The organism is Marcopretia estuarina LEGE 06307 (genome assembly GCF_056633115.1).
In genome coordinates, this window is sequence record NZ_JBSJOY010000003.1 from 290,349 (window position 1) to 311,553 (window position 21,205).

Annotated in this window: 22 protein-coding genes and 1 pseudogene; 10 read left to right on the forward strand and 13 right to left on the reverse strand. The window is 63.3% G+C overall.

The window, feature by feature from the left end:
* Positions 1-45 precede the first annotated feature (45 nt).
* From ubiE to hisF, 3 genes are all read right to left on the reverse strand, one after another.
* Complete coding sequence (ubiE, locus tag ACWJI3_RS09040; RefSeq protein WP_094510186.1) at positions 46-759, reverse strand: bifunctional demethylmenaquinone methyltransferase/2-methoxy-6-polyprenyl-1,4-benzoquinol methylase UbiE; 714 nt, start codon at positions 757-759, stop codon at positions 46-48.
* A gap of 24 nt (positions 760-783) precedes the next feature.
* A complete protein-coding gene (locus tag ACWJI3_RS09045; protein WP_255140447.1) occupies positions 784-1,149 on the reverse strand; it encodes a hypothetical protein in 366 nt (121 codons plus the stop codon).
* A 71-nt stretch (positions 1,150-1,220) separates the two neighbouring features.
* Entirely contained in the window at positions 1,221-2,027 is an 807-nt protein-coding gene (gene hisF, locus ACWJI3_RS09050; RefSeq protein ID WP_255140449.1) for an imidazole glycerol phosphate synthase subunit HisF, read from the reverse strand.
* Between the two features lie 112 nt (positions 2,028-2,139).
* Here hisF and petP point away from each other — a divergent pair, with 112 nt between their 5' ends.
* The 3 genes from petP to ACWJI3_RS09065 all read left to right on the forward strand — a co-directional run bounded on the left by petP (position 2,140) and on the right by ACWJI3_RS09065 (position 5,517).
* Entirely contained in the window at positions 2,140-2,352 is a 213-nt protein-coding gene (gene petP / locus ACWJI3_RS09055; protein ID WP_255099897.1) for a cytochrome b6f subunit PetP, read from the forward strand.
* Between the two features lie 94 nt (positions 2,353-2,446).
* Positions 2,447-3,373 (forward strand): chlorophyll synthase ChlG, encoded by a 927-nt coding sequence (gene chlG, locus ACWJI3_RS09060; protein WP_233132732.1) that lies wholly within the window; start codon positions 2,447-2,449, stop codon positions 3,371-3,373.
* The gene (locus ACWJI3_RS09065) at positions 3,370-5,517 is read left to right on the forward strand and encodes a transglycosylase domain-containing protein (RefSeq protein ID WP_255140450.1); all 2,148 of its coding nucleotides are present in this window, start codon (positions 3,370-3,372) and stop codon (positions 5,515-5,517) included. Before chlG ends, ACWJI3_RS09065 begins: the two co-directional genes overlap by 4 nt.
* Here ACWJI3_RS09065 and ACWJI3_RS09070 read toward each other — a convergent pair.
* Both ACWJI3_RS09070 and ACWJI3_RS09075 read right to left on the reverse strand, forming a co-directional pair.
* Positions 5,514-6,851, reverse strand: a complete 1,338-nt coding sequence (locus ACWJI3_RS09070) for a 16S rRNA (cytosine(967)-C(5))-methyltransferase (RefSeq protein ID WP_480203494.1) — start codon at positions 6,849-6,851, stop codon at positions 5,514-5,516. The genes ACWJI3_RS09065 and ACWJI3_RS09070 overlap by 4 nt on opposite strands.
* Positions 6,848-7,177, reverse strand: a complete 330-nt coding sequence (locus ACWJI3_RS09075; RefSeq protein WP_094510180.1) for an MGMT family protein — start codon at positions 7,175-7,177, stop codon at positions 6,848-6,850. The genes ACWJI3_RS09070 and ACWJI3_RS09075 overlap by 4 nt, the downstream gene beginning before the upstream one ends.
* Before the next feature lie 167 nt (positions 7,178-7,344).
* Here ACWJI3_RS09075 and ACWJI3_RS09080 point away from each other — a divergent pair, with 167 nt between their 5' ends.
* Both ACWJI3_RS09080 and ACWJI3_RS09085 read left to right on the forward strand, forming a co-directional pair.
* Positions 7,345-8,484, forward strand: coding sequence for a S1C family serine protease (locus tag ACWJI3_RS09080; RefSeq protein WP_480203495.1), 1,140 nt, complete (start codon positions 7,345-7,347; stop codon positions 8,482-8,484).
* 32 nt (positions 8,485-8,516) lie between these two features.
* The gene (locus ACWJI3_RS09085) at positions 8,517-8,711 is read left to right on the forward strand and encodes a hypothetical protein (RefSeq protein WP_480203496.1); all 195 of its coding nucleotides are present in this window, start codon (positions 8,517-8,519) and stop codon (positions 8,709-8,711) included.
* A 148-nt stretch (positions 8,712-8,859) separates the two neighbouring features.
* On the opposite strand, the gene ACWJI3_RS09090 is transcribed toward ACWJI3_RS09085, so the two are convergent.
* A complete protein-coding gene (locus tag ACWJI3_RS09090) occupies positions 8,860-9,285 on the reverse strand; it encodes a type IV pilin protein (protein WP_480203497.1) in 426 nt (141 codons plus the stop codon).
* Positions 9,286-9,539: 254 nt separating this feature from the next.
* Here ACWJI3_RS09090 and trmH point away from each other — a divergent pair, with 254 nt between their 5' ends.
* Complete coding sequence (trmH, locus tag ACWJI3_RS09095; protein WP_480203498.1) at positions 9,540-10,229, forward strand: tRNA (guanosine(18)-2'-O)-methyltransferase TrmH; 690 nt, start codon at positions 9,540-9,542, stop codon at positions 10,227-10,229.
* A gap of 36 nt (positions 10,230-10,265) precedes the next feature.
* On the opposite strand, the gene ACWJI3_RS09100 is transcribed toward trmH, so the two are convergent.
* The gene (locus ACWJI3_RS09100) at positions 10,266-10,523 is read right to left on the reverse strand and encodes a hypothetical protein (RefSeq protein ID WP_480203499.1); all 258 of its coding nucleotides are present in this window, start codon (positions 10,521-10,523) and stop codon (positions 10,266-10,268) included.
* Between the two features lie 82 nt (positions 10,524-10,605).
* Positions 10,606-10,863 (reverse strand): annotated as a pseudogene (locus ACWJI3_RS09105) (DUF5672 family protein); the annotation flags it as partial.
* Positions 10,864-11,359: 496 nt separating this feature from the next.
* On the opposite strand from ACWJI3_RS09105, the gene ACWJI3_RS09110 reads away from it, so the two are divergent.
* Both ACWJI3_RS09110 and ACWJI3_RS09115 read left to right on the forward strand, forming a co-directional pair.
* Positions 11,360-11,677, forward strand: coding sequence for a hypothetical protein (locus ACWJI3_RS09110; protein WP_480203500.1), 318 nt, complete (start codon positions 11,360-11,362; stop codon positions 11,675-11,677).
* Between the two features lie 1,051 nt (positions 11,678-12,728).
* Complete coding sequence (locus ACWJI3_RS09115; RefSeq protein ID WP_480203501.1) at positions 12,729-14,909, forward strand: tetratricopeptide repeat protein; 2,181 nt, start codon at positions 12,729-12,731, stop codon at positions 14,907-14,909.
* A gap of 220 nt (positions 14,910-15,129) precedes the next feature.
* Here ACWJI3_RS09115 and ACWJI3_RS09120 read toward each other — a convergent pair whose 3' ends face one another.
* Both ACWJI3_RS09120 and ACWJI3_RS09125 read right to left on the reverse strand, forming a co-directional pair.
* Positions 15,130-15,567 carry a type IV pilin protein gene (locus tag ACWJI3_RS09120; RefSeq protein WP_480203502.1) on the reverse strand — a complete coding sequence of 146 codons (438 nt, stop codon included), beginning with the start codon at positions 15,565-15,567 and terminating at the stop codon, positions 15,130-15,132.
* A gap of 255 nt (positions 15,568-15,822) precedes the next feature.
* Positions 15,823-16,611, reverse strand: a complete 789-nt coding sequence (locus ACWJI3_RS09125) for an ABC transporter permease (RefSeq protein WP_480203590.1) — start codon at positions 16,609-16,611, stop codon at positions 15,823-15,825.
* Positions 16,612-16,901: 290 nt separating this feature from the next.
* Between ACWJI3_RS09125 and ACWJI3_RS09130 the strand changes: the two genes are divergently transcribed.
* Complete coding sequence (locus tag ACWJI3_RS09130; RefSeq protein WP_480203503.1) at positions 16,902-17,636, forward strand: response regulator transcription factor; 735 nt, start codon at positions 16,902-16,904, stop codon at positions 17,634-17,636.
* Here ACWJI3_RS09130 and ACWJI3_RS09135 read toward each other — a convergent pair.
* Entirely contained in the window at positions 17,599-19,068 is a 1,470-nt protein-coding gene (locus ACWJI3_RS09135; RefSeq protein WP_480203504.1) for a sensor histidine kinase, read from the reverse strand. The two genes, ACWJI3_RS09130 and ACWJI3_RS09135, sit on opposite strands and share 38 nt — an antisense overlap.
* A gap of 328 nt (positions 19,069-19,396) precedes the next feature.
* Here ACWJI3_RS09135 and ACWJI3_RS09140 point away from each other — a divergent pair, with 328 nt between their 5' ends.
* Positions 19,397-19,981, forward strand: a complete 585-nt coding sequence (locus ACWJI3_RS09140) for a hypothetical protein (RefSeq protein ID WP_480203505.1) — start codon at positions 19,397-19,399, stop codon at positions 19,979-19,981.
* A gap of 58 nt (positions 19,982-20,039) precedes the next feature.
* Here ACWJI3_RS09140 and ACWJI3_RS09145 read toward each other — a convergent pair whose 3' ends face one another.
* Together ACWJI3_RS09145 and ACWJI3_RS09150 are read right to left on the reverse strand one after the other, a co-directional pair.
* The gene (locus ACWJI3_RS09145) at positions 20,040-20,474 is read right to left on the reverse strand and encodes a PilZ domain-containing protein (protein ID WP_480203506.1); all 435 of its coding nucleotides are present in this window, start codon (positions 20,472-20,474) and stop codon (positions 20,040-20,042) included.
* 37 nt (positions 20,475-20,511) lie between these two features.
* Positions 20,512-21,204: a hypothetical protein gene (locus ACWJI3_RS09150; RefSeq protein WP_480203507.1), complete on the reverse strand. Its 693-nt coding sequence runs from the start codon at positions 21,202-21,204 to the stop codon at positions 20,512-20,514.
* Between the last annotated feature and the right edge of the window lies 1 nt (position 21,205).

The following is a 21,205-nucleotide window of genomic DNA, read 5'->3' on the forward strand; positions in this document are numbered from 1 at the left end:
AGAGCACCGGCCACCGATCCTGTCAGAAGGCAGCCGTGCGCTGCCTCACGCCACCAGCTGCAGCAGGCCCATCAGGCCGCCCATCAGCGGCCGGTGGCGCACCTGCGTGAAGCCGGCGCGGCGGGCCATTGCCTCCTGATCCGCCGCCCTGGGGAACTGCTCCAGGCTGGCCTCCAGATAGGCGTACTGCTCGGGCAGGCCGAAGCGGCGGGCCGCAGGAACCACCAGGCGGCGGAGGTAGAGCTGCTGGAAGCTGGCGGCGGCGGCACCGGCCGGGGTGGCGGGATCGGGGCGGTTGAAATCCAGCACGGCAGCGCGGCCACCGGGCCGCAGCAGCCGCCGCAGCTCCTGCAGGCCCGGCCCTGGGGCGTTGAGGTTGCGCAGGCCGTAGGCCATCACCGCCCCGTCGAAGCGGCCGCTGGCCAGGCCAGTGGCGAGGGCATCGCCCTGCTGCCAGCACACGGGCAACCAAGGCTGGCGGGCGCTGCGCCGCTGGGCGATCGCCAGAGGCGTGGCGGCCGCATCGAGGCCGAGCACGCGGCCTCCGGGCCGCAGCTTTGCGGCCAGCAGCAGGGCAAGGTCGCCGGTGCCGCAGCAGAGATCGATCAGCTGTTGGCCCGGAGCCGGCTCCAGCCAGCGCACGGCCTGACGCTTCCAGACGCGATGCAGGCCAAGGCTGAGCAGGTCGTTGAGCTGGTCGTAGCGGGGGGCGATGCTGTCAAAGAGCTCACGCACCGCCTGGGGATCACCGGGCTTCAAAGCGAACCGCGCTGTGTTGGCTGCTCAGGAGGATGGCAGGGGGGCGCAGAAGCGGGCATCCACCAGGCACTCCAGGGAGTCGTCGAAGGGCAGGGCCACGGCGTTGAGGCTGATGCCGGCATCGGCCTCGCTGCGCGCCACTCCGGCAGCGGGGAAACGCTCAGGGCTGGTGAGGGTGATCACCATCACCGTGGCCAGACCAACGGCAGCGGAGCACACCATGCAGCCGGCGAGCATCAACGAAAATTCTCGGCGTGCGTTGGCCGCCTCCATCAGCTGAAGCGCCCAGGCCACGAGGCCGACCACGGCCAGCACCATCACCAGGCAGATCACGGTGGTGAAGGGAGACAGAACGACCGGCACGGCGAAACGCAAACGGGTGACCGGCAAGCGAAGAGGAATCTCCTTAATGTAACGACCCTTTACAGCGCCCCGAGCCCGGTTTTCGCTTCCGGCTCCGGCTAAGCCTCCATCAGTCCGTCCAGCGGCGGAGCGGGCGGGCGCAGCACGAGCCCCCGGCCAAGCAGATCGGCCTTGATCGCCTCCACCGTGAGCACGCCGTCGTGCAGGAGGGAGGCCAGCAGGGCTGCCGCCGCCTTGCCCTCGCTCAGCGCCGCGGCGATGTGGTCGATGCAGCCGGCACCACCGGAGGCGATCACCGGCACCTCCACCGCCTCCACCACCGCACGGGTGAGTGCCAGGTCGTAGCCCGCCTGGGTGCCGTCACCGTCCATGGAGGTGAGCAGGATCTCGCCGGCGCCCAGCGCCACCACCTGGCGGGCCCAGGCCACGGCGTCGAGCCCGGTGTTCTCGCGTCCCCCCTTCACGTACACATCCCAGGCGGGCGTGGCCCCTTCCGGCAGCTGGCGGCGGCGCGCGTCGATCGCCACCACGATGCACTGGGAGCCGAAGCGGCGGGCGCCCGCGGTCACCAGCTCGGGCGTGCGCACGGCCGAAGAGTTGAGGCTCACCTTGTCGGCGCCGGCACGCAGCAGTTCGGTGATGCCCTCCACGGAGCCGATGCCGCCGCCGACGGTGAAGGGAATGGTCACCGCCTCAGCGGTGTGGCGCACCAGGTCCACCAGGGTGGTGCGCCCCTGGTGGCTGGCGGCGATGTCGAGGAAGACCAGCTCGTCGGCGCCGGCGGCGTCGTAACGGCAGGCGAGCTCCACCGGGTCGCCGGCATCCCGCAGGCCCACGAAGTTCACCCCCTTCACCACCCGGCCATCGGCCACGTCGAGGCAGGGAATGATGCGTTTGGCGACCATGGCGGGCGGCGGCGCAGGGCCGTCAGGGAGCGGGGGGTGATGGCTCCAGTTTCAGCCCGCCGCGTGCTGCGAGGGCGCTGGTAATGTTTCAGGGCTTTTTTGGCCCGGCTTCATGTCGCAGAACGCCATCACGATCGGCTCGAAAGTGCGGATTCAGCGGGTGCGTGACCGCATCCCTGCCGAGATGGTGGGCCTGCTGCAGAGCGATGCCTCGGGCGTGGTCAAAGAGTTCAAGATGACGGATGGCAGCGGCATCGGCGTGGTGGTGGAGCTGAGCAACGGCAGCACCGGCTGGTTCTTCGACGACGAAATCACCCCGGCCTGAGCGTCCCCTTCGCCTCTCTCACTTGAGCGACACCCCCGATCCCAACGCCAGCAAGGCCGCCGAGGCGTCCGGCAGCGCCCGCCAGCTGCTTGGCATGAAGGGTGCGAGTGGCACCAGCAGCCTCTGGAAGCTGCGGCTGCAGCTGATGAAGCCGGTCACCTGGATCCCACTGATCTGGGGGGTGATCTGCGGCGCGGCGGCGTCGGGCCGTTTTGAATGGACTCTGCCGAACGTGCTGGCCTCCTTCGCCTGCATGCTGATGAGCGGCCCCCTGCTGGCCGGCTACACCCAGACCATCAACGACTACTACGACCGCGAGATCGACGCGATCAACGAGCCCTACCGGCCGATCCCGTCGGGTGCCATTTCGCTGCCGCAGGTTAAAACGCAGATCTGGGTGTTGCTGCTGGCGGGGCTGGCGGTGGCCTGGGGCCTTGATCGCTGGGCCGGTCACACCACCCCGGTGCTGCTGCTGCTGGCGCTGGGCGGCTCCTTCGTGAGCTTTATCTATTCCGCTCCGCCGCTCAAGCTCAAGCAGAACGGCTGGCTTGGCAACTACGCCCTCGGCGCCAGCTACATCGCCCTGCCCTGGTGGGCCGGTCAGGCCCTGTTCGGCCAGCTCACCTGGCCCACCGCCCTGCTCACCCTGGCCTACAGCCTCGCGGGCCTCGGCATCGCGGTGGTGAATGATTTCAAAAGCGTGGAAGGCGACCGCACCCTGGGCCTGCAATCCCTGCCGGTGGTGTTCGGGATCGAGCGGGCCAGCTGGATCAGTGCCGCGATGATCGATCTCTTCCAACTGGCGATGGTTGGCGTGCTGATCGCCATCGGCCAGCATTTTGCGGCCGTGCTGCTCGTGCTGCTGATCGTGCCGCAGATCACCTTCCAGGACATCTGGCTGCTGCGCGATCCAGTGGCCTTCGATGTGAAGTATCAGGCCAGCGCCCAGCCCTTTCTGGTGCTCGGCATGCTGGTCACCGCCCTTGCGATCGGGCACAGCCCGCTGACGGTGGGAATGTGAGGCGCCGCCAGCGCCAGCTTCTGGTCACGGCGCTGCTTGCTGCCGGTGCCGGCGGGGTTGTGGCCGTGGGTCAGGTGTTCGTGGTGCGCACCCTCGACAAGACCCTGCCTGATGTCAGCCGCATCAGCACCTTCAACCGGCCTGGCACCGTCACGATCCTTTCGGCCGATGGCCAGGTGCTGCAGAAGCTGGGCCCGGCCACGCGCGAAAAGCTGGTGGGCGGCCAGATGCCCGAGCTGGTGCAGCAGGCCTTCATCGCCGCCGAAGACCGCCGCTTCTATGAGCACAACGGCATCGACGCCTGGGGCATCGGCCGGGCCCTGTGGCGCAACGTGCAGCGAGGCGCCGTGGAGGAAGGGGCCAGCACGATCACGCAGCAGCTGGCGCGGCTGGTGTTCCTCAGCCAGGACCCCACGCTGGTGCGCAAGCTGCAGGAAGCGCTGCTGGCGGGAAAGCTGGAGCGTGAGCTCAGCAAGGACCAGATCCTTGAGCAGTATCTCAACTATGTGTATCTGGGCTCCAGCGCCTACGGGGTGGCGGACGCCGCCTGGATCTACTTCTCCAAGACCCCGGAACAGCTGACGCTGCCGGAAGCGGCGCTGATCGCCGGCTTGCCGCCGGCGCCGTCGGTGTATTCGCCGCTGGTGAATCCGGAGCTGGCCCAGCGACGCCGGGCGGTGGTGCTGCGCCGCATGCGTGAGGCCGGTTTCATCGACGCCAGCGAGGAGGCCGAAGCCAACGCGGCGCCGCTGGCACTCAAGCCGGCAGAGCCCAAGTACTGGACCAGCCGAGCGCCTCACTTCACCAGCTGGGTGGCGCAGGAACTGCCGAAGGTGCTGACCCCGGAGCAGCTTGAAGTGGGCGGGCTCACGATCCGCAGCAGCCTCAACCTCGCCTGGCAGAAGGAAGCCGAACAGGTGATCGAGGGCAGCGCCTACGGGGGCATGGAGGGAGCCCTGGTCACGATCGAACCCGGCACTGGACTGGTGCGGGCGATGGTGGGCGGCAAGGACTACAACGAAAGCCAGTTCAACCGCGCCACCCAGGCGCTGCGCTCACCGGGCTCCACCTTCAAGCTGTTCGTGTATCTGGCGGCGCTCAAGGCCGGCATGAAACCGGAAGACACGGTGCTGGATGCGCCGCGCTGCTTTGCCGGCTATTGCCCGAAGAACTTCGGCGACCGCTACATGGGCAGGGTTTCCATCGCCACGGCCCTGCAGAACTCCCTGAATGTGGTGGCAGTGAGCCTGCTGCAGCAGGTGGGCTTCGACAAGGTGATCTCCGTGGCCCAGGGCCTGGGCATCACCCGCCCGCTGGGCCGCTTCTACCCGATGGGCATCGGCGCCTACGAGCAGACCGTGCTTGACATGACCGCCGCCTACGCCGGGGTGGTCAACCGCGGCATCTTCGTGCCGCCCACCCCGTTCGAGGAAATCAGCGGGCCTGAGGGGCAGCTGCTGTGGAGCCGCCGGGTGCAGGGCGATCGCGGCCGTCGCGTGGTGAGCTCCGATGTGGCCGACGCCATGGTGTGGATGCTGCAGCGGGTGGTGACCGGCGGCACCGGCGGCGCGGCGTCCTTGCCGAACCGGCCGGTGGCCGGCAAGACCGGCACCTCCGAGGGTGCCCGGGATCTGTGGTTCGTGGGCTCGATTCCCCAGCTCACCACCGGCGTCTGGCTCGGCTACGACAACAACCGCAAGACCAACAGCGACAGCGGCGCGGCGGCAGCCGCCTGGGGCCGCTACATGGCCGTGATCACGAAGGATCTGCCGGTGCGTCAGTTCCCGCCCAAGCCCACGCTCACCTCCACCTTCAACGTGCGGGGCGTCAAGCCGCAGGCGCCGCCCAGCTCCAGCGATCGGGGCGCGGAATCCAACCGGCCGTGGGAGCCCGCGCCCGCCAGCCCGGAGGAAGGCCTCGGCGACGACAGCCGCTTCCAGGGCGAACCGCCGGGCCCCTCCGCCCCATCCGGCCCCAGCGAAGCGCCTGCACCCTCTATCCCCACGGTGCCGTCACGGCCTAATTCGCCCAGCCAGCCCCCGCCGCCAGCGGCCCCGCCGCCGCCGGTGAGCGCACCACCGGCCCCGCCCCCGCCCGTGGCGCCACCGCCGGCGCCAGCTCCCGTAGCGCCGCCGCCGCCTTAAGCCGCCTCAAGAACGGCGGCATAGAAGCCATCGCCGCCTTGGGGCCGGGGCCAGAGCTGCTGCTCGAAGCGCAGCTGCCAGCCAGGGTGGGCCTCCAGAAAAGCGCCGATCTGCTGCTGGTTCTCGCGGGGATGCACGGTGCAGGTGGCGTACACCAGGCGACCGCCGGGCCGCAGCAACGGTGCCACACCGGCCAGCAGGCTCTGCTGCAGCTCCACCAGCGTGTCGATGGCCTCGGGGGTGAGGCGCCAGCGGGCATCGGCGTGGCGGGCAAGGGTGCCAAGGCCCGAGCAGGGGGCATCCAGCAGCACACGATCGAACGGCGCCTCGCCCAGATCCGCTGCCAACGCCGCCGCATCACCCTGAACCGGCTGGATCGTCCGCAGCCCAAGCCGCTCGGCGTTGTCACGCACGCGCTGCAAGCGGCCGCTGGAGCGATCAACAGCCACCACGGTGCCCACATCGCCGATCAGCTCAGCGATGTGGGTGCTCTTGCCGCCGGGGGCGGCGCAGGCATCAAGGATCCGCTCACCCGGCTGCGCCTCCAGCAGGGGGACGATCGTCTGGGCGGCGCGGTCCTGCACACACCAGTGGCCTTCCGCGTAGCCGGGCAGGGCACGGAGATCGCTGCTGCGGGCGCTGAGCGTGAGGCCGGCGGGCAGATCGGCGAGCGGCTCGGCGGGCACCCCTGCGGCCTCGAAGGCGGCCAGCACGGCAGCGCGGCTGCTGCGCAGCACATTCACACGCAGGTCCAGCGGTGGCGCCTGGTTGGCCGCCAGAGCGAACGCCTCGGCCTGCTCCTCTGGCAGCCAGACCTGCAGATCCGCCGCCAGCCAGTCGGGCAGGGAATGGCGCAACGCAAAGGCGGCGGCGGGATCCGCCGGCAGCGGCAAGGGGGCGCTGCGGCGCAGGAAGGCGCGCAGCAGACCGTTCACCACCGGCGCCAACCGGGAAAGGCCGTCGCGTTTGGCCAGCTCCACCGCCGTGCTCACCGCTGCCGAGGCCGGCACCCGCTGGGCAAACAGCAGTTGGTAGAGGCCAAGGTGCAGCAGCCAGCGCAGCGGCGGTGGCTGCTGCACGGCGGGCACCTTGCCGAGCTGATCCAGCCAGGCGTCGAGCAGGCGGCGCTGGCGGATCGCCCCGTAGGCGAGCTCGGTGGCCAGGCCCCGGTCCTGGGAGGCCAGCGGCAGGCGGCGCAACTCCCGCTCCAGTGCCAGATCGGCATAGGCCCCCGAAGCCACCGCCAGCAGCACCCGCCAGGCCACCCGCCGGGCATCAAGACCCGGTGCCGAAGCGCTGGCGGGCGGGGTGGAAGCGGGAGTGGCGGCGCTCAATCGGCAGGCAGCGGTGGAACCCACAGATAGCGCCGCAACGGCAGGCGTCCGTCGTCCGCCACCGGGATGCCTTCTGCGAGCAGCAGGTCGCGCTGGATCCAGTCGCTGCCTTCCCGGCCCAGGCTCATGCTGATGCGCCCCTGGGCGTTCACCACCCGGTGCCAGGGCACCGCCGACGGCAGCGGCAGCCGCCGCAGCGCCCAGCCGACCTGCCGAGCACAGCCATAGGCACCGATCCGATCGGCGATCTGCCCGTAGGTGGCCAGCCGCCCATGGGGGATGCGCTCCACCTCAGCCCAGACGCGTTGATCGAACGGGTTCGCCATGGCCAGAGATTCTGACCGGCCCAGCCGGGCCGAACAGTGACAGGATCCCCCCGCGGGCCACCATGGAAAGATCCTGTCATCAGGCGTGCGGAGGCCAGTGAGAGACAGGGGAATCAGGCGGCGTAGGACGAAGGCATGACCTGGATCGTCTCCTGACGACAGCCCCGATGACCTTCCCCCACCAACCCTCACCCAACCAGAAGCAGCACCAGCCCCCGACCCCTCGCCGCCGCTCCTGGAGCGCCGCGGCGGCGGGCGCCGCCGGCCTGGCGCTGCTGCTCTCCAGCTGCGCGGCGGTGCGCAGCAATGCCACCGCGCCCACGCCAAAGCTGGCGGCGGCGGCCACGGCCCCAGGCCCGGCGGGCCAGAGCTGCAGCCGCAGCACCCAGAGCGCCGAGCAGGTGTTCAACAGCGCCAAGCAGGGGGTGGCCGTGGTGACGCGCGGCGACGGCATCGGCAGTGCCTTCGTGGTGGCCCATAAAGATGGCCAGACGTTCCTGATCACCAACGCCCACGTGGTGCGCGGCACCGAAACGGTGCGGCTGAAGTGGGTGGATGGCAAGAGCGACGGGGCGCGGGTGGTGGCGCGCGGCCGGGGTGACACGCCCAGCAGCGATCTGGCCCTGCTGGCGGTGCAGGGCACCCGGGGTGAGCCGCTGCGCATCGCCGACCAGCCGTCGGCGGTGGGGCAGGAAGTGTTCGTGATCGGCGCCCCCAAAGGGCTGGAGTTCAGCCTCAGCCGCGGCGTGGTGAGCAGCCTGCGCGACAGCGACGAGATCCTGCAGGTGGATGCCGCCATCAACCCAGGCAACTCCGGTGGTCCGGTGCTGAATGCCGGCAACTGCGTGGCGGGGGTGGCCACCTTCAAGTACAGGGACAGCGAGGGCCTCAACTTCGCGATCTCCGCAGCGGTGGTGCGGGAGTTCCTGGCAGACCTGCCGCCCGCCTCGGCAGCGGAGCCGGCACCTTCAAGGCCGCCGATCGCCCAGGCCCCGGATGACGCTGGCGACGCCACGCTCTGCCTGTTCAAACGGCCCGACGAGGAGGCAGCTGCCTCCATCCCGTGCCAGCTGAGCCGCGGCGAAACCGCCGAAGGGCAAACCTTCTACCAGCTCGCCTGGGCTGATGGCGCCCGCAGCGCCTATGCCTTCTTCGGCGATGGGCGGGTGGCGATCGAAGCACGCAGCGCCGATGGCCGCCGCGTGCAGGACGCCGGCCGCTTCCGCGTGTTGCGAGACGGGGTGGCAGTGCGCAGCAGCAGCGACGCGATCGCCGTGATTCCGGGGCTGGACCCAGTGCTGAACTGAAGCGAGGCCGGGGCACGTTGCTGTTGGAGGTGGTGGACAAACCCCACAACCTCCCGGCGGTGCTGCGCACCTTCAACGACGCCGCCAAGGGCAGCCAGAAGTGGGTGGCGCTGCAGGCGCACAACCGCGGCGCCGCCGGGGTGCATGGAGTGAATGACCGTGATCTCCTCGAGTGTCTTGCGACCACGGATCACTGCATCGCGACCCTGGCCTTGAACTCGGGCTAAGGGTTCGGCGTTTGCACATGGGCGGCAGCCCCTTCTCAGGGGGAGTGCCCCGCCGCAAAGGTTCACGATGGGCCCTGCTTAGGAAACAACCCATACCACCATTCGATGAGTGGCTTGTGCAGATGATAGAGACGCCAAGTGCTATCAATCAGGAGAAGGCGCACGTCATCACGCCTCGCTCGGAAATCGTGATCGTAGCGGTGCCGTGGGTTGCAGCAGAACTGGAGGAAAGGCACTGAATACCGGCAGCGCCCGGTGTGAACATGGCGGTGACAGTGCCTCCAGCTGTGGTGCAAGCCACGGTGACATTCGTTGATCCCGGCGTAATGCCAGTGTCCACATCAGAAGCGGCAGTAGTGGCACATTCTTTGGCGAAGCCGACGGCTTCACCCACTACGGCACCGGCGGCAGTGGCATTTCGGGCATTGATGTAAGTGGGCAGTGTCACACCAGAAAAAACACCCACAATGGCCACAACAATCATCAACTCAGCGAGCGTGAAGGCTGTGGCGATGCCATCCCGGGCCCGGAGAGAGGCTTTCAGCTCAAGCTTGGCTCCAAAGGAAAGGCTCATCAGACCCCATGCCGGCCTACCCAGCACCTTAACGCTAGCAGTTTATCGGGCTCTACACATAGTAAGATAGCAGGCTTATCCCACAAAAGCAATTCTTCACCAAGCTCCACTATCCATCTGAATGTCCATGCCATTAGGAGCGGGCCTGTCGCCCTTCAGGCCTCAACTGGCCAGCACCTTCATGGGAAGCAGCAGTCCACAGAGGCCAGCTGCCTCAATCGGATGCTGAACTGAAGCGGTAACAGCCGTCGCCCATGCCCCTGCTCCCCCGACGTTTCGAGCGGCTCCAGGCCGTGCTGAACCGCCGCATGGCGGACCTCACGGTGCTGCTGGAGGCGGTGGATAAACCCCACAACCTTTCGGCGGTGCTGCGAACCTGTGATGCGGTAGGGGTGCTGGAGGCCCATGCGGTGAGCCTGCCGGGCCGCACCCGCACCTTCAACGACACAGCCCGGGGCAGCCAGAAGTGGGTGGCCCTGCGCCCGCATGCCAGCGGCGCCGAAGCGGTGGCGGTGCTGCAGCAGCAGGGCTTCAAGGTGTACGGCACCCACCTGGGGGTGAATGCGGTGGATTACCGCAGCTGCGATTTCACCGGCCCCACGGCCTTCGTGCTGGGGGCGGAGAAGTGGGGCCTGGGCGAGGCCACGGCGGCGGCGGTCGACCAGGCGCTGTTCGTGCCGATGGGCGGCATGGTGCAGTCGCTGAACGTGTCGGTGGCGGCGGCGGTGCTGCTGTTCGAGGCACTGCGGCAACGGCAGGCGGCTGGGCGGCTGCCCACGGCCGGCGAAGGGGTGCCGGCGGAGCGGCGCAAGGCGTTGCTGTTAGAGTGGGCCTACCCGGAGGTGGCGCGCTGGTGCCGGCAGCAGGGGCGGCCCTATCCCCCGCTCGATGCCGAGGGCACCATCACCGAAGCTTTGCCGCGCACCGTGAAGATGCGCCATTGAGCGGGTTACTTGCTGAGCGATGGGTTCAGCAGGGCATCAGAACGGAATCAGCACATCGTCGCGGTGGGGGATCGGCGGCGGCACCTGGTCGGCACGGGCACGGGGCAGCCAGAAGGCCAGCAGCACACCGGCGATCTCCAAAGGCACCCCACGGCCCACCATCACCACCACCAACAGGGCGGCCACCGAAAGGATCCGCTCCAGCAGACCGATCACGTCGTCGCGGTTGCCGGAACCCGACAGCCAGAGGATGACGGACACGGTGAGCAGAAGCAGGGTGAGCCAGACGGGCACAGGCAGGTGAGTGAGGAAGGGTCAAGATTAGGGCGGGATCTGGGTGAGCAAGAGCCGTTGTCGCTACCGAACCCACACACACCTACGCGCCCTCGCGAGCGGGCCGAAGGAACCTAGGATCATTCACCTTCACCTGTTGCAAAACCCGAAGGCAACTGCTCACCCTGCGCAGCGAGAGGCGACCGACACTCACGAAGGCCTCCGTCACCCAGGGCATTGAGACCGCCAGACAAGCGGAACTGCAGAGGTCGCGACCCTTCGTGCACCATGCCTGCAGATCATTGCGGTACATCAGCCAAATCAGCGGATAGATCAGGATGAAATCGAAGGCTGTGAGCTGCTCATAGAAGACAGGAAAAGCCGATCAATACACGTAAGTATTAGCGGAAACAAACCAGCCATCATCCATGCTGAAATTGATGAACCCATCCATGATGAGCGTCAGTCCTTGGAGCTTCAAGAGGAAGGCGGGAAAGCCTGGCAACAGAGCCTTGAGGCAATCGATCGATAGCCACTCGCTCAGCGTGGGCCGGTGATAAAGCGGGAACCACGATGGCGCAGGCTGACTAAATCATGAGAGCAGGCCGGAAGAGGAGCAGATCAGCATGGCACCAGGGAGGCAAAACAATCCTGCAGCCATATGCATTGGGTACACCATACAGATTCATTTGTGAATAACTATGCAGCCTGATCCAGGAATACAGGCGAAGAATACGAGAGAATTGACGCGACGACTGGATCGGCTGGCCAACACAGGCTTGGCAGAGATTCGACAACCAGCAACAATCAGCCGCATGCTGGCGGGAAGAAGCTGAACCGCTGTAAATACCACAGCGGTGAGCAATCCAACTGAACATCAGCAGATCAAGCAAGCGATGAAGGATCTACCCACACCGACCGCCGCAAACACCAAGGAGCGGTATCTTCATATCGGTGGATCAGCCGCGCATCCAGGCCGGGAAGTTATCAATGCCATTCCTGGCGAACACGTGGATCATATTGACAATGCAAACGATCTTTTACGCTTCAACGACAATCCATTCAGCCTGGCCTACGCCCCACATGCTGGGGAGCATCTTGACTGCGTGGCCGAACTTGCTCTTACGCTGAGCGAGTGGAAAGAGTACTCAACCCCGGCGGATCCGTTTTACTGAGCGTTCCCAATCTCGACATTCTGGCCACACTTATTCTCGACAGACAACGCTTGAGTCTGGACGAGAGATTCATAGTTCTGCACATGATACTTAGCGGTCATAGCCACCTACTTGATGATCACTATACGGCCCTTAGAAGACTTTCTCCCTGCGCTCCTCATAGGCACAGGCTTTGAGGCGATCGAGAGGATTGAGAGTTTCGGGCCCTTCGCGGACACCAGCGCAATGGAGCTATCGACACCAAGGCTAGTCTCAACATGACGACAAGAAAGTCATTCTAAACCACAAGAGCAATGCCAGCGCGACAGGAATGGCAAAGCAAGTATACAATCTTTGGCCACCTCAATATATTTAGCCACTACCTGGAAGCACTTGTAATGTGCTCAGATTAAGATCAGTTGAAGATAGCAAAATGGAACAGCAGGGATTCTGGAATGGGAAGAAGCTCAGTCTCGGGCTCTACCAGAAGCACGCAGCGTCTTAAGCAGCCACATCCGAGGAAGCGCTTTGAAGTTCTTCTAGAGCCAGAGCTTGAACAAGGTTACAGACAGGAACGCCAAAGGACTGATAGTCTAAAGCCAGTTGACTTGATCATCCCCTAAACAGATGCTGGTTTTGCAGGAGATATTCATCTTCTGCGGCGATGAGAGGGAACATCAAGTTACCGACGGGGCTCATGTGAGCCATTCTACGGACTGGAGGTCTTGTTGAGCATTCTCGATGCCACCACCACTGAGTTCATCCGTAAGCGACGGCGCAACGCGGATGTATCTCCCTCCGAACTGTTCAAACATTTTGCAGTGCTCCTCCAAATGGGGGGCTTATGGTGGGCGGATCACTGATAACGCTTTGGTCGCTGTTACGTAGCAGTGGTAAAAGTAAGTTCCAATCAAGTCGCAGGAATGTGGCGCATCTGCCAGCCACTCCATTGAGCAGGGTGGACAATACATTTGCGGTGTCAGTCTTTCGTAGTGTCGACGACATATCGTAAGAGAATGGGGCCACTGCTCGGACTTGCAGATAGACTAAAGACACTGAGTCCCTAGCCGCCTTGGCCCCACTTGATTCGTCATTTGATAGAAGCGTAGAAATCAAAGAGATTGCCTCAGCCAAACAGCATCTAGAAGCCGGGAACCTACTTGAAGCCGAAATGATTTACCGGAGCCTACTGCGAAATGGCTGCATGGATCCAAAGGTACACAACAATCTAGGCATCATCTGCGGACTTACAAAACGGAATTCAGAAAGAATGTCTCTCTTTAAGCGAAGCATTGAGATTGATCCTTCATTCGCAGAAGGACACTTGAACTATGGCATAGCACTCCACGACGAGGGAATGATTGGTGCCGCAATAGCTCAATACAAACAGGCAATTTCATTAAGGATGGACTTCAAAGCTGCATACCTAAATATAAGCAAGTCATTTATACAGGTCGATGAGGACATGTCAGCACTCGAGATGCTCGCATCCCTTTCTTTAGATGCAACAAATACTGAAGCCTTGTTCCAATTTGGCCTAGCCTATATTGAGCTGAACAGGTTCAACCAAGCCATTGAGGCATTTGAAGCAATTCTAAGATACGAGCCCAATCACCTTCAAGCATCTCGGAACATTGGCTTGATCCTTCAGGAACAAGGCAGACATGCAGAAGCTGCCCTAATCTTTTCATACCTTTTGGCTTCGAATCCAGACGAGGCAGGCTTATATCTACATCTAGGAGCTTCGCTTGAGCAGCTTGGTGATTATGAGCAAGCTGAAAAGTATCTCTCAACAGCATTGGCACTTAATCCTCAGGATAGCGTCGCCATGAATTGCATGGGATTATGCTGCACAAATCAACTAAGGCTTGAAGAAGCAATTGATTGGTATCACAGATCTCTTGCAACAAACAGCGACAATCCATCTGCGCTAACCAACCTAGCGCTTGCCATGCGCAATCAAGGCAATATCGAGAACGCAATCTCATTATTCAAGAAGGCGCTTATGCATCGGCCTCACGCGAAAGAGCCTACTCAAGGTCTTTTGTTTAGCTACTCGATTTGCGGAAACAGGTATGAAGCAGAAATGCTAGCTACATCAACTGATTACTGGAATCACATTAGAAGCACATCAATCACAAAAAAGCCAGGTCGTCATATCCCGCTCACACGCACATCATCCGAAAGAATTCGCGTTGGCATTCTTTCTGGCGACATCGGATTTCATTGTGTCAGCAGTTTCATTGATTCCTACCTCAGCTTTTTTGATCGTTCAATGTTTGAAGTTGATCTTTTATTGACATCGGCTCGGAGCGACCTCAGAACAGAGTCAATAACCCGAAAAGCAAGTTTCACCCATTCACTGCATGGCATGTCAATGGATGAAAGTCGGCTCCTACTAGAGAATCAGAATTACGATCTAATTATTGACACATCTGGGCACACGAGTGGAACAGCACTTGAACTGCTCGCACACCAATGTGCGCCGCTTCAATGCCATTACATTGGATATCATGCGACAACGGGACTCGACACGATAAATTTCTTCATCGGCGACGAAGAAACAGCGGACTCTTCTTTTCAGCCTTTCTTCACAGAAGCATTATGGCGCCTCAAGCGCCCTTGGTTGGCCTGCATCCCCTACACGGCACCACCTACGGCAAAATCTACAAACACTATTGAAGGGCCTGTGTTTGGATGCTTCAGTCAACTTGCAAAGATCCGCGAAGAAACATTGACATACTGGGCTTCAGCGATGTTACGTGTAACATCTGCAAGTCTCCTGATTAAAGATAGAAACACCGACATAGCAAATGCAAGAGAAAGAATTCTTAACTCGCTAGGAGAGAAGGGGATTGATCCATCGCGTATACATTTTCTCCCTTGGTCTTGGAAATGGGAAGATCATCTTGAAAGTTATAATCAAATTGATATTGCACTTGATACAACGCCATGGAGCAGTGCCACTACAGCGTTTGATGCTTTATCCATGGGGGTGCCACTGATCGCAATCCGCGGAAAATGTATGGCTGCGAGAATGAGCTCTTCAATCGTCAAAGGTTTGGCCAAACCTGATTGGATCGCCGAGACTCCACACCAGTTTGGCTGCATTGTTGAACAACTTTCAGATGACTGGAAGTTACTCAGAGAAAACAAACAAAACCTTCAAACCGAGGTCTTATCCAGTTGTCTTTTCGACGCACGTGACCTAGCGAATCACCTCGACAATGCAATCATTGAAATGAATTCGTAAAGAATCAAAATCTGAGCGATTAGAATTGTTCAACCGATGAATCGAGACACTCTCAACCGCAAACTTGCAGAAGGACGACAAGATTTAACTAAGCTTCAAATAGTGAACACAAGCAATCAGGAAACTGCGGCAAAAAAATGAGGGATCACTAGGATCCCTCAGCCCTACCTGAGCAATAACTAAATCAATACACTCGAAACAGATCGGGCATATTCATGAATCAGGTAATAGTACAACCCAAGACACCATCAGCTGAGACGGTAACAGTAGCTGTTGTGTTGTCATCTGCAGTTGAGGTAGACGTTAGGCATCGCACGCCCTGAACACCATTGAGAGCGGCAGTACCAGAGCCACCACCGATGCAGCCATCGGCCGGCGTAAAGGTTACTCCCGTGGCGGCTGGAGCAGTTGTTCCGATGGCAACATCCGACGCTGCCGAAGTGGCGCATTCCTTAGCGATACCAATGAGTTCTCCAACTGCCGCACCAGCCCGAGCGGCGTCACGGGCGTTCAGGTAGGTGGGCAGGGCAACAGCGGACAGCACGCCGACGATTGCCACAACGATCATCAACTCGACGAGCGTGAACGCCTTGGCGATACCGCGGCGCGCGTTGAGGGAGCGAATCAACTGGATCTGGGTCTGGGAAGAAAGTTTCATGGGCCTGGATGGGGCGTTGAGCTGGTGAATAACCATGCTTATGGTAGCAAAGGATCGGCCAAAATGGGGGCTTTGTAGAGGGATGGTGGCTTGATGTGGAGATCTTCACACACAGGAACAACCCTGAAATTGCCAGCAAGCCACTCAGCAGGCAGGTCCACGATCTGCCCAGTTTCAGCTGTGCCCTGCCCCTCAAATTTGCCCGGATCAGCTGACACCTTCAGCGCCCCCAAAAGGAGTTGGCAACTGGAGAAATCAGGTGGCTTCGCCGCTCAACCAGCTCTCCAGCCCTTCACCCAGAAACGACAAGCCCAGCACCAGCAGAAACATTGCCAAGCCGGGGTAAAGCGCCGTCCACCAGATCCCTGTGGGCACGGCCGTGAGTGCCTGCTGCAGATCACCGCCCCACTCGGGAATGGATTCGGGCAACCCAAGGCCAAGAAATCCAAGCCCGCCCAGCACCAGCACCGCATCGGCAGCATTGAGGGTGAGCAACACTGGCACCGAGGTGATCACATTGCGCAGCAGATAGTGGCGCAGGATCCATAACGGGCCCGCCCCCAGCGAACGCGCCGCCTCCACATACAGCTCGGCTTTCACCTGGGCCGTTTGGTTGCGCACCACACGGAAATACTGGGGCACATACACCACACACAACGCCGCCGCTGCATTGGGCAGGCCGCGGCCCAGCAGAAAAGCCAGCACCACCGAGAGCAACAGCACCGGCAGGGTGTAGAGCGTGTCCATCAGCAGCACCAGCAGCCGATCGATCGGGCCACCCAGATAGCCGCTCACCATGCCCAGGGGCACACCGATCGTGAGCGCCACCACCAGCGCCAGCAGCACCACCTGCAGGGCCACGCCGCTGCCTGCCAGGGTGCGGCTGCACACATCGCGGCCGAGGCGGTCGGTGCCACACCAATGGGCCAGGGAAGGGCCCGCATAGATCGGGTTCTCCAGGCCGGCGTTTGGATCCGGCAGCATCCCTGCCTGCACCAGCAGCGGCGTGAGCAAGGCCACGAGCGCGTATGCCAGCACCACCATCAGGCCCCAGCGGGCAATGCGCCCCGACAGCCCGGCTGGCCGCCCGTTGAACAGCCGCAGGCTCAAGGGTGGGAAGGAGAGGGGGATCACAACCGGCTCATCGGCAGCAGCAGCACAAGCGCCAGGGCTTCTGACTGAGAAGATGCACTGAGTATAGGGTGAGGAAGGGGTGAGAGCCACCGGTCAGCGGCAAACTGCAGCGGCCGCTACCCATTACGTTTCCGTGGTGGAGCGCCGAGCTCCCGGCCAGGCCTTTGCAGGGCACACTGACCAACACGGGATTGTTTGCGATGACCGACCTGGTGGACCCCCAAAACCATCGTGTCCTGATCGTCGATGACGATCCCGAACTGCGCCGCTTTCTCAGCCAGGAGCTGAAGGTGGAGGGCTATAGCCTCGAGCAGGCCGACAGCGGCCAGAACGCCCTCTCGCTGCTTCGGGACCAGGTGTTCGATCTGGTGATGCTCGACTGGACCCTGCCTGATTTTTCAGGCGTGGAGGTGTGCCGTCGCATCCGCCGCAGCGGCATCAAAACCCCCGTGCTGATGCTCACCGCCCGCGACGACGTGCGCGAGCGGGTGGAGGCGCTCGATTCCGGCGCCGACGACTACGTCACCAAGCCGTTTTCGCTTGAGGAGCTGCTCGCCCGGGTGCGGGCCCTGATCCGCCGTTCCATCCCCAACGAAGAAGCCACCAACGACGACGCCGCGGTGGTGAGCCTCGGCAACCTCAGCGTCGACACCGGCAGCCGCGAGGTGTCCCGCAACGGCATCCCGATCAACCTCACCGTTCGTGAGTACGACCTGCTGCTCTGCCTGCTCTCGGAGCCCAACCGCGTGCTCAAGCGCGAAACGATCCTGCAGACCGTGTGGGGCGACAACCACTACGGCGACGACAACCTGCTCGACGTCTACATCCGTTACCTGCGTCGCAAGCTTGAGCAGGAGGGCCAGCCCACCTTGATTCAGACGGTGCGAGGCGTGGGGTTCATGCTGAAGGAGGGTCCTCCTGCAGGTGCGGGCTGATCCGCCGCAACTTCAGCTGAAAATCGGCGCCGCCGCCCGGGGTTTCCGCCACCCGCGCTGTGCCGTCCATGCGTTCCATCAGCAGCTTCACCACCGAGAGCCCCAGGCCACTGCCGCTGCCCACCAGGTTGGCTGGCACCCCACTCGCCGGTGCCCCCCGCACGAACCGATCGAAGATGCGGCGTCGGTCACCGGGATGCACCCCCGGGCCGTGGTCGCGCACATGCACCACCACCTCGCGCTGGCTGCCGTCGGCGAACAGCTCGATCGGGCACCCCACCGGTGTGTGCTTGAGCGCGTTCTCCACCAGGTTGGTGAGGCACTGCTGCAGCCGATCGGCGTCCCCCCAGGCCCGCAGCGGCTCCCGCTCCTCTGAGGGGATCAGCCGCAGGCGACCGGTGGTGTAGACGGTGAGGCGTTCATAGGCTTCCAGCAGCTCCTGGTCGAGATCCAGTTCCCGCAAGGCCAGATCCAAACGGCCGGCATCGTCTCTGGCGATGTCGAGCAGGTCGGTCACCAGGCGTCCCATGCGGGCGGATTCGCTCTCGATCAAAGCCAGAGGCCGGCTCTCCGGGGCGCTGGTGGGGATCTGGCGCCGCAGACGCTGCGCATACCCACTGATCAGCGTGATCGGCGTGCGCAATTCGTGAGCTACGCCATCTGCAAACGAGGTCTGCCGCTCCCAGGAGGTGGCCAGCCGGTCGAGCAGGTCGTTGAAGGAGGCGGCGATCTGCTGCAGTTCCCGCGGTTGCACGTCCACCTTCAGGCCCTCCGCCGAGAGGCTCTGGTTCGGCAACGTCACGTCTTCCAGCCGGGCGCTGAGCCGGCCCAGCGGGCTGAGGCCCCGATCCAACGCCAACCGCATCAACGCACTGGTGAGTAGAGCCGTGAGCACCGCCACCGCGATCAGCAGGTCCTGGGCATTGATCTGGCGCCTCACATCGGCGGTGAAATCCTCCATGTAACGCACCAGCGCACCGCCTGCAGACAGGCGCACCGGCTGGGTCGAGAGCAGAAAGGTGTTGCCGCTCAGCCGCAACGACATCGCATTGGGCTTCCCCCGAGCGATGAGCGCCAGCTGGGCCGCCAGGGGCCCCAGTGGGCCGAGCCCGAAGGTGTTCTCCCGCTGCGTCACTTTGTAGGGCTTTCCGGCGGCCGTCTCCACCCAGATCAGCAGCCCTGGTGTGAGCAACCGATCCAGCCGCGCCTGGATCTCGGCCGCATTGCGGGGCACCGGGGCGCGCAGCAGCGCCTGATGCACTTCAAACACCGTCTGGCGGTGGCGGTCACGCCGCACCTTGCTGGCGATCAGCCCGTTGGAAAAAACCAACACCGCATAGCCCACAAGGATGGCGAGCAGGCTTGTGATCTGCAGCTGGCGGCGGATCGAGGCCCGCGAGCGCCGCCGCCTTGGTGCTGGGTTCTCAGCCAACGCGCGGACCGGGCGAGGGGCGTCTCATGCCGGACGGGCCTAGCTGCCAAGTGTGAAGAGAGTGTAAGTGTCCCTCTGCGGGCCCTCTACGGCGCTCAGCAAGGAAGACTCCAGGATTCTGATGGCATCCAAGCCGGCCCGGCAACGTCATCAGCGCACGATGGCTTGCGTGTCCGGAACACATCAAGCTGAACACATCACCAAGTTTTCGCGCTTATGCTGAGGAGGGCTTAGCCATTCAATGCCCAACTCTCATCTATTTCCAAACTTCGCCCACTTTCCGCCGCCTTTCTTCCCGATCTTTCAGGTTCATACGTTTCGGCCCGGTATGACCACAGACCTCCTGCGGTTGCGGCTCCTGAGGATGCGGCGCCAGCGGCTCATTGACGCGGCAGGCCATGGAGCGGCCACCGCCAACGAAGGCTTCAGCCTGATGGAGTTCCTGCTGGCGGCCATTCTGATCACCATCGTGGTCAGCGGCACCACCGTCACGTTGATGGCGAACAACCGCTCTGGTCGCCCCATAAACAACGCTGATGAGCTGGAGCGCCTCATCGCTCAGGATCTGGCCTTGATCCGCGAGCTCAACAGTCGCTTCAGCTGCTGTGGCGAGGAGTGTGGCGAGGCGGCCATTCCCGGCGGTACCCCTGGCGCCTGCGGCAGCGCCGCCCTTGCAGCGGCCGAAAACCAGCGCGACGCCTGCCCGGACGGGGGCATGGCGGAACGCATGATTGCTGCCTTCCCGGAGCCGCCCACCGCCCCGCCGGGTGTTTCCCTCACCCGCACGGGCCCCACCGTCTCCGACACCGACCTCAACCGGCTGCAGTGGACCTATACGGTCTCGGTGGACGGCGTCACGATGATGTCAAGGGTGGTGAACCTGATTCCCGATGCAGCCACAGGTTGCCGCTGAAGCGAGTGGCCAATGAACCCAGTGGCATGTGAACCCGGCCGGGGCTCAGGGTGTTTGCTCAGAGAGCTTCGCCGCTGCCCCCTGAGGGCAGGACCGGCAGAGTCAACGGCTGCTCAAAGGCCACACCTGCCACCGAGATCAGCGAATTGATCTCGACCCAGCGCACTGTGAAATTGGAAATGCGCGGTGGGTCTGAACGCCGAAGGATCAGGCTGATAACGCCCTCCTGCCCTTTCTCGAGGTTGAGGCCATGAGGCAGGGCGATCTGAAGGCGCAGGCCACCTTCGCTCAAATCCAGCACATCCACGTTGAAACAGGGCTGGCCCTCCAGGGACGGGAAGCTGATGATGGCGCTCAATGGCTCCGGCAAAACGCGGCGCACACTGGCGCGCTCAGCCGGGAGATACCCCTCTGGCTGGGGAGGTGTCGCCTGGCCAGAAAGCCCCTCGCCAGCAGACTCGCTGTGGAGAGGATTGTTGCTGTCTCCTCCCACACCATTGAACGCAAATAATGCGTCAACATTAGAACAATCAGCCCGCTCCGGCCGCCGCCTCCGTGCTCAGGCGCTGCGCGCTGCGCCCCGCTCCGCCCGGAAAGCTCTGCTCCAGCCGCAGGCCAACCACCTCGCTCTCGCGATCCAGGCAGGCAGAGAACGGCAACCGCGAAGAACCGGCAAGGTCGTGGGGATGGAGCCCCCCGGCTGGCGCCGCCGGTCTCCCCAGCAGGGCGGCGCATCCCTTCCATGGCGTGGCTTCAGCAGCAAGGCGGTCGAGCACCACTCGGCTCTGGAACACGCTGCCGGGGTTCACCTGGCCATGGAGGCCGTAGGCGGGTCCGCAGCGCACCAGCACCCGCCCCTGCCAGATGCCACTCGGCGCGGCTCCCACGCTGTAATCAATCGTGCCCTCGGGCGTGTGCAGGCGCAACACCGCGGTACGTCCAGCCAGGCCACAACGGCTGGTGCCCTTGGCAGGGTCGTCGGCAACCGAGAGGGCCCGCACGAGGTCGCTGCGGATCAACGCCAGCGCCCGCTGCTGGTTGCCGCGTTCGCGCAGGGCACGGGTGAAATGCTGGGCATGGCGACCTTCTCCCACCAGGGCCTGGATCACCACCCCGCAGAAGCCCAGGCCCAGGGTCATCGCCAGCAGCATCTCCACCAGCCCGAACCCCCAGCGCGTCGCGGCAGGGCGGCGGGTGCAGGCGACAGTCAAACGCAGCGTCATT

Bases quoted from the DNA above. Each gene is read 5' to 3' on its own strand.
- hisF (WP_255140449.1), bottom strand. From the start codon at position 2,027: ATGGTCGCCAAACGCATCATTCCCTGCCTCGACGTGGCCGATGGCCGG.
- petP (WP_255099897.1), top strand. From the start codon at position 2,140: ATGTCGCAGAACGCCATCACGATCGGCTCGAAAGTGCGGATTCAGCGG.
- chlG (WP_233132732.1), top strand. From the start codon at position 2,447: ATGAAGGGTGCGAGTGGCACCAGCAGCCTCTGGAAGCTGCGGCTGCAG.
- ACWJI3_RS09075 (WP_094510180.1), bottom strand. From the start codon at position 7,177: ATGGCGAACCCGTTCGATCAACGCGTCTGGGCTGAGGTGGAGCGCATC.
- ACWJI3_RS09080 (WP_480203495.1), top strand. From the start codon at position 7,345: ATGACCTTCCCCCACCAACCCTCACCCAACCAGAAGCAGCACCAGCCC.
- ACWJI3_RS09090 (WP_480203497.1), bottom strand. From the start codon at position 9,285: ATGAGCCTTTCCTTTGGAGCCAAGCTTGAGCTGAAAGCCTCTCTCCGG.
- trmH (WP_480203498.1), top strand. From the start codon at position 9,540: ATGCCCCTGCTCCCCCGACGTTTCGAGCGGCTCCAGGCCGTGCTGAAC.
- ACWJI3_RS09120 (WP_480203502.1), bottom strand. From the start codon at position 15,567: ATGAAACTTTCTTCCCAGACCCAGATCCAGTTGATTCGCTCCCTCAAC.
- ACWJI3_RS09125 (WP_480203590.1), bottom strand. From the start codon at position 16,611: ATGGTGGTGCTGGCATACGCGCTCGTGGCCTTGCTCACGCCGCTGCTG.
- ACWJI3_RS09130 (WP_480203503.1), top strand. From the start codon at position 16,902: ATGACCGACCTGGTGGACCCCCAAAACCATCGTGTCCTGATCGTCGAT.
- ACWJI3_RS09140 (WP_480203505.1), top strand. From the start codon at position 19,397: ATGACCACAGACCTCCTGCGGTTGCGGCTCCTGAGGATGCGGCGCCAG.
- ACWJI3_RS09150 (WP_480203507.1), bottom strand. From the start codon at position 21,204: ATGACGCTGCGTTTGACTGTCGCCTGCACCCGCCGCCCTGCCGCGACG.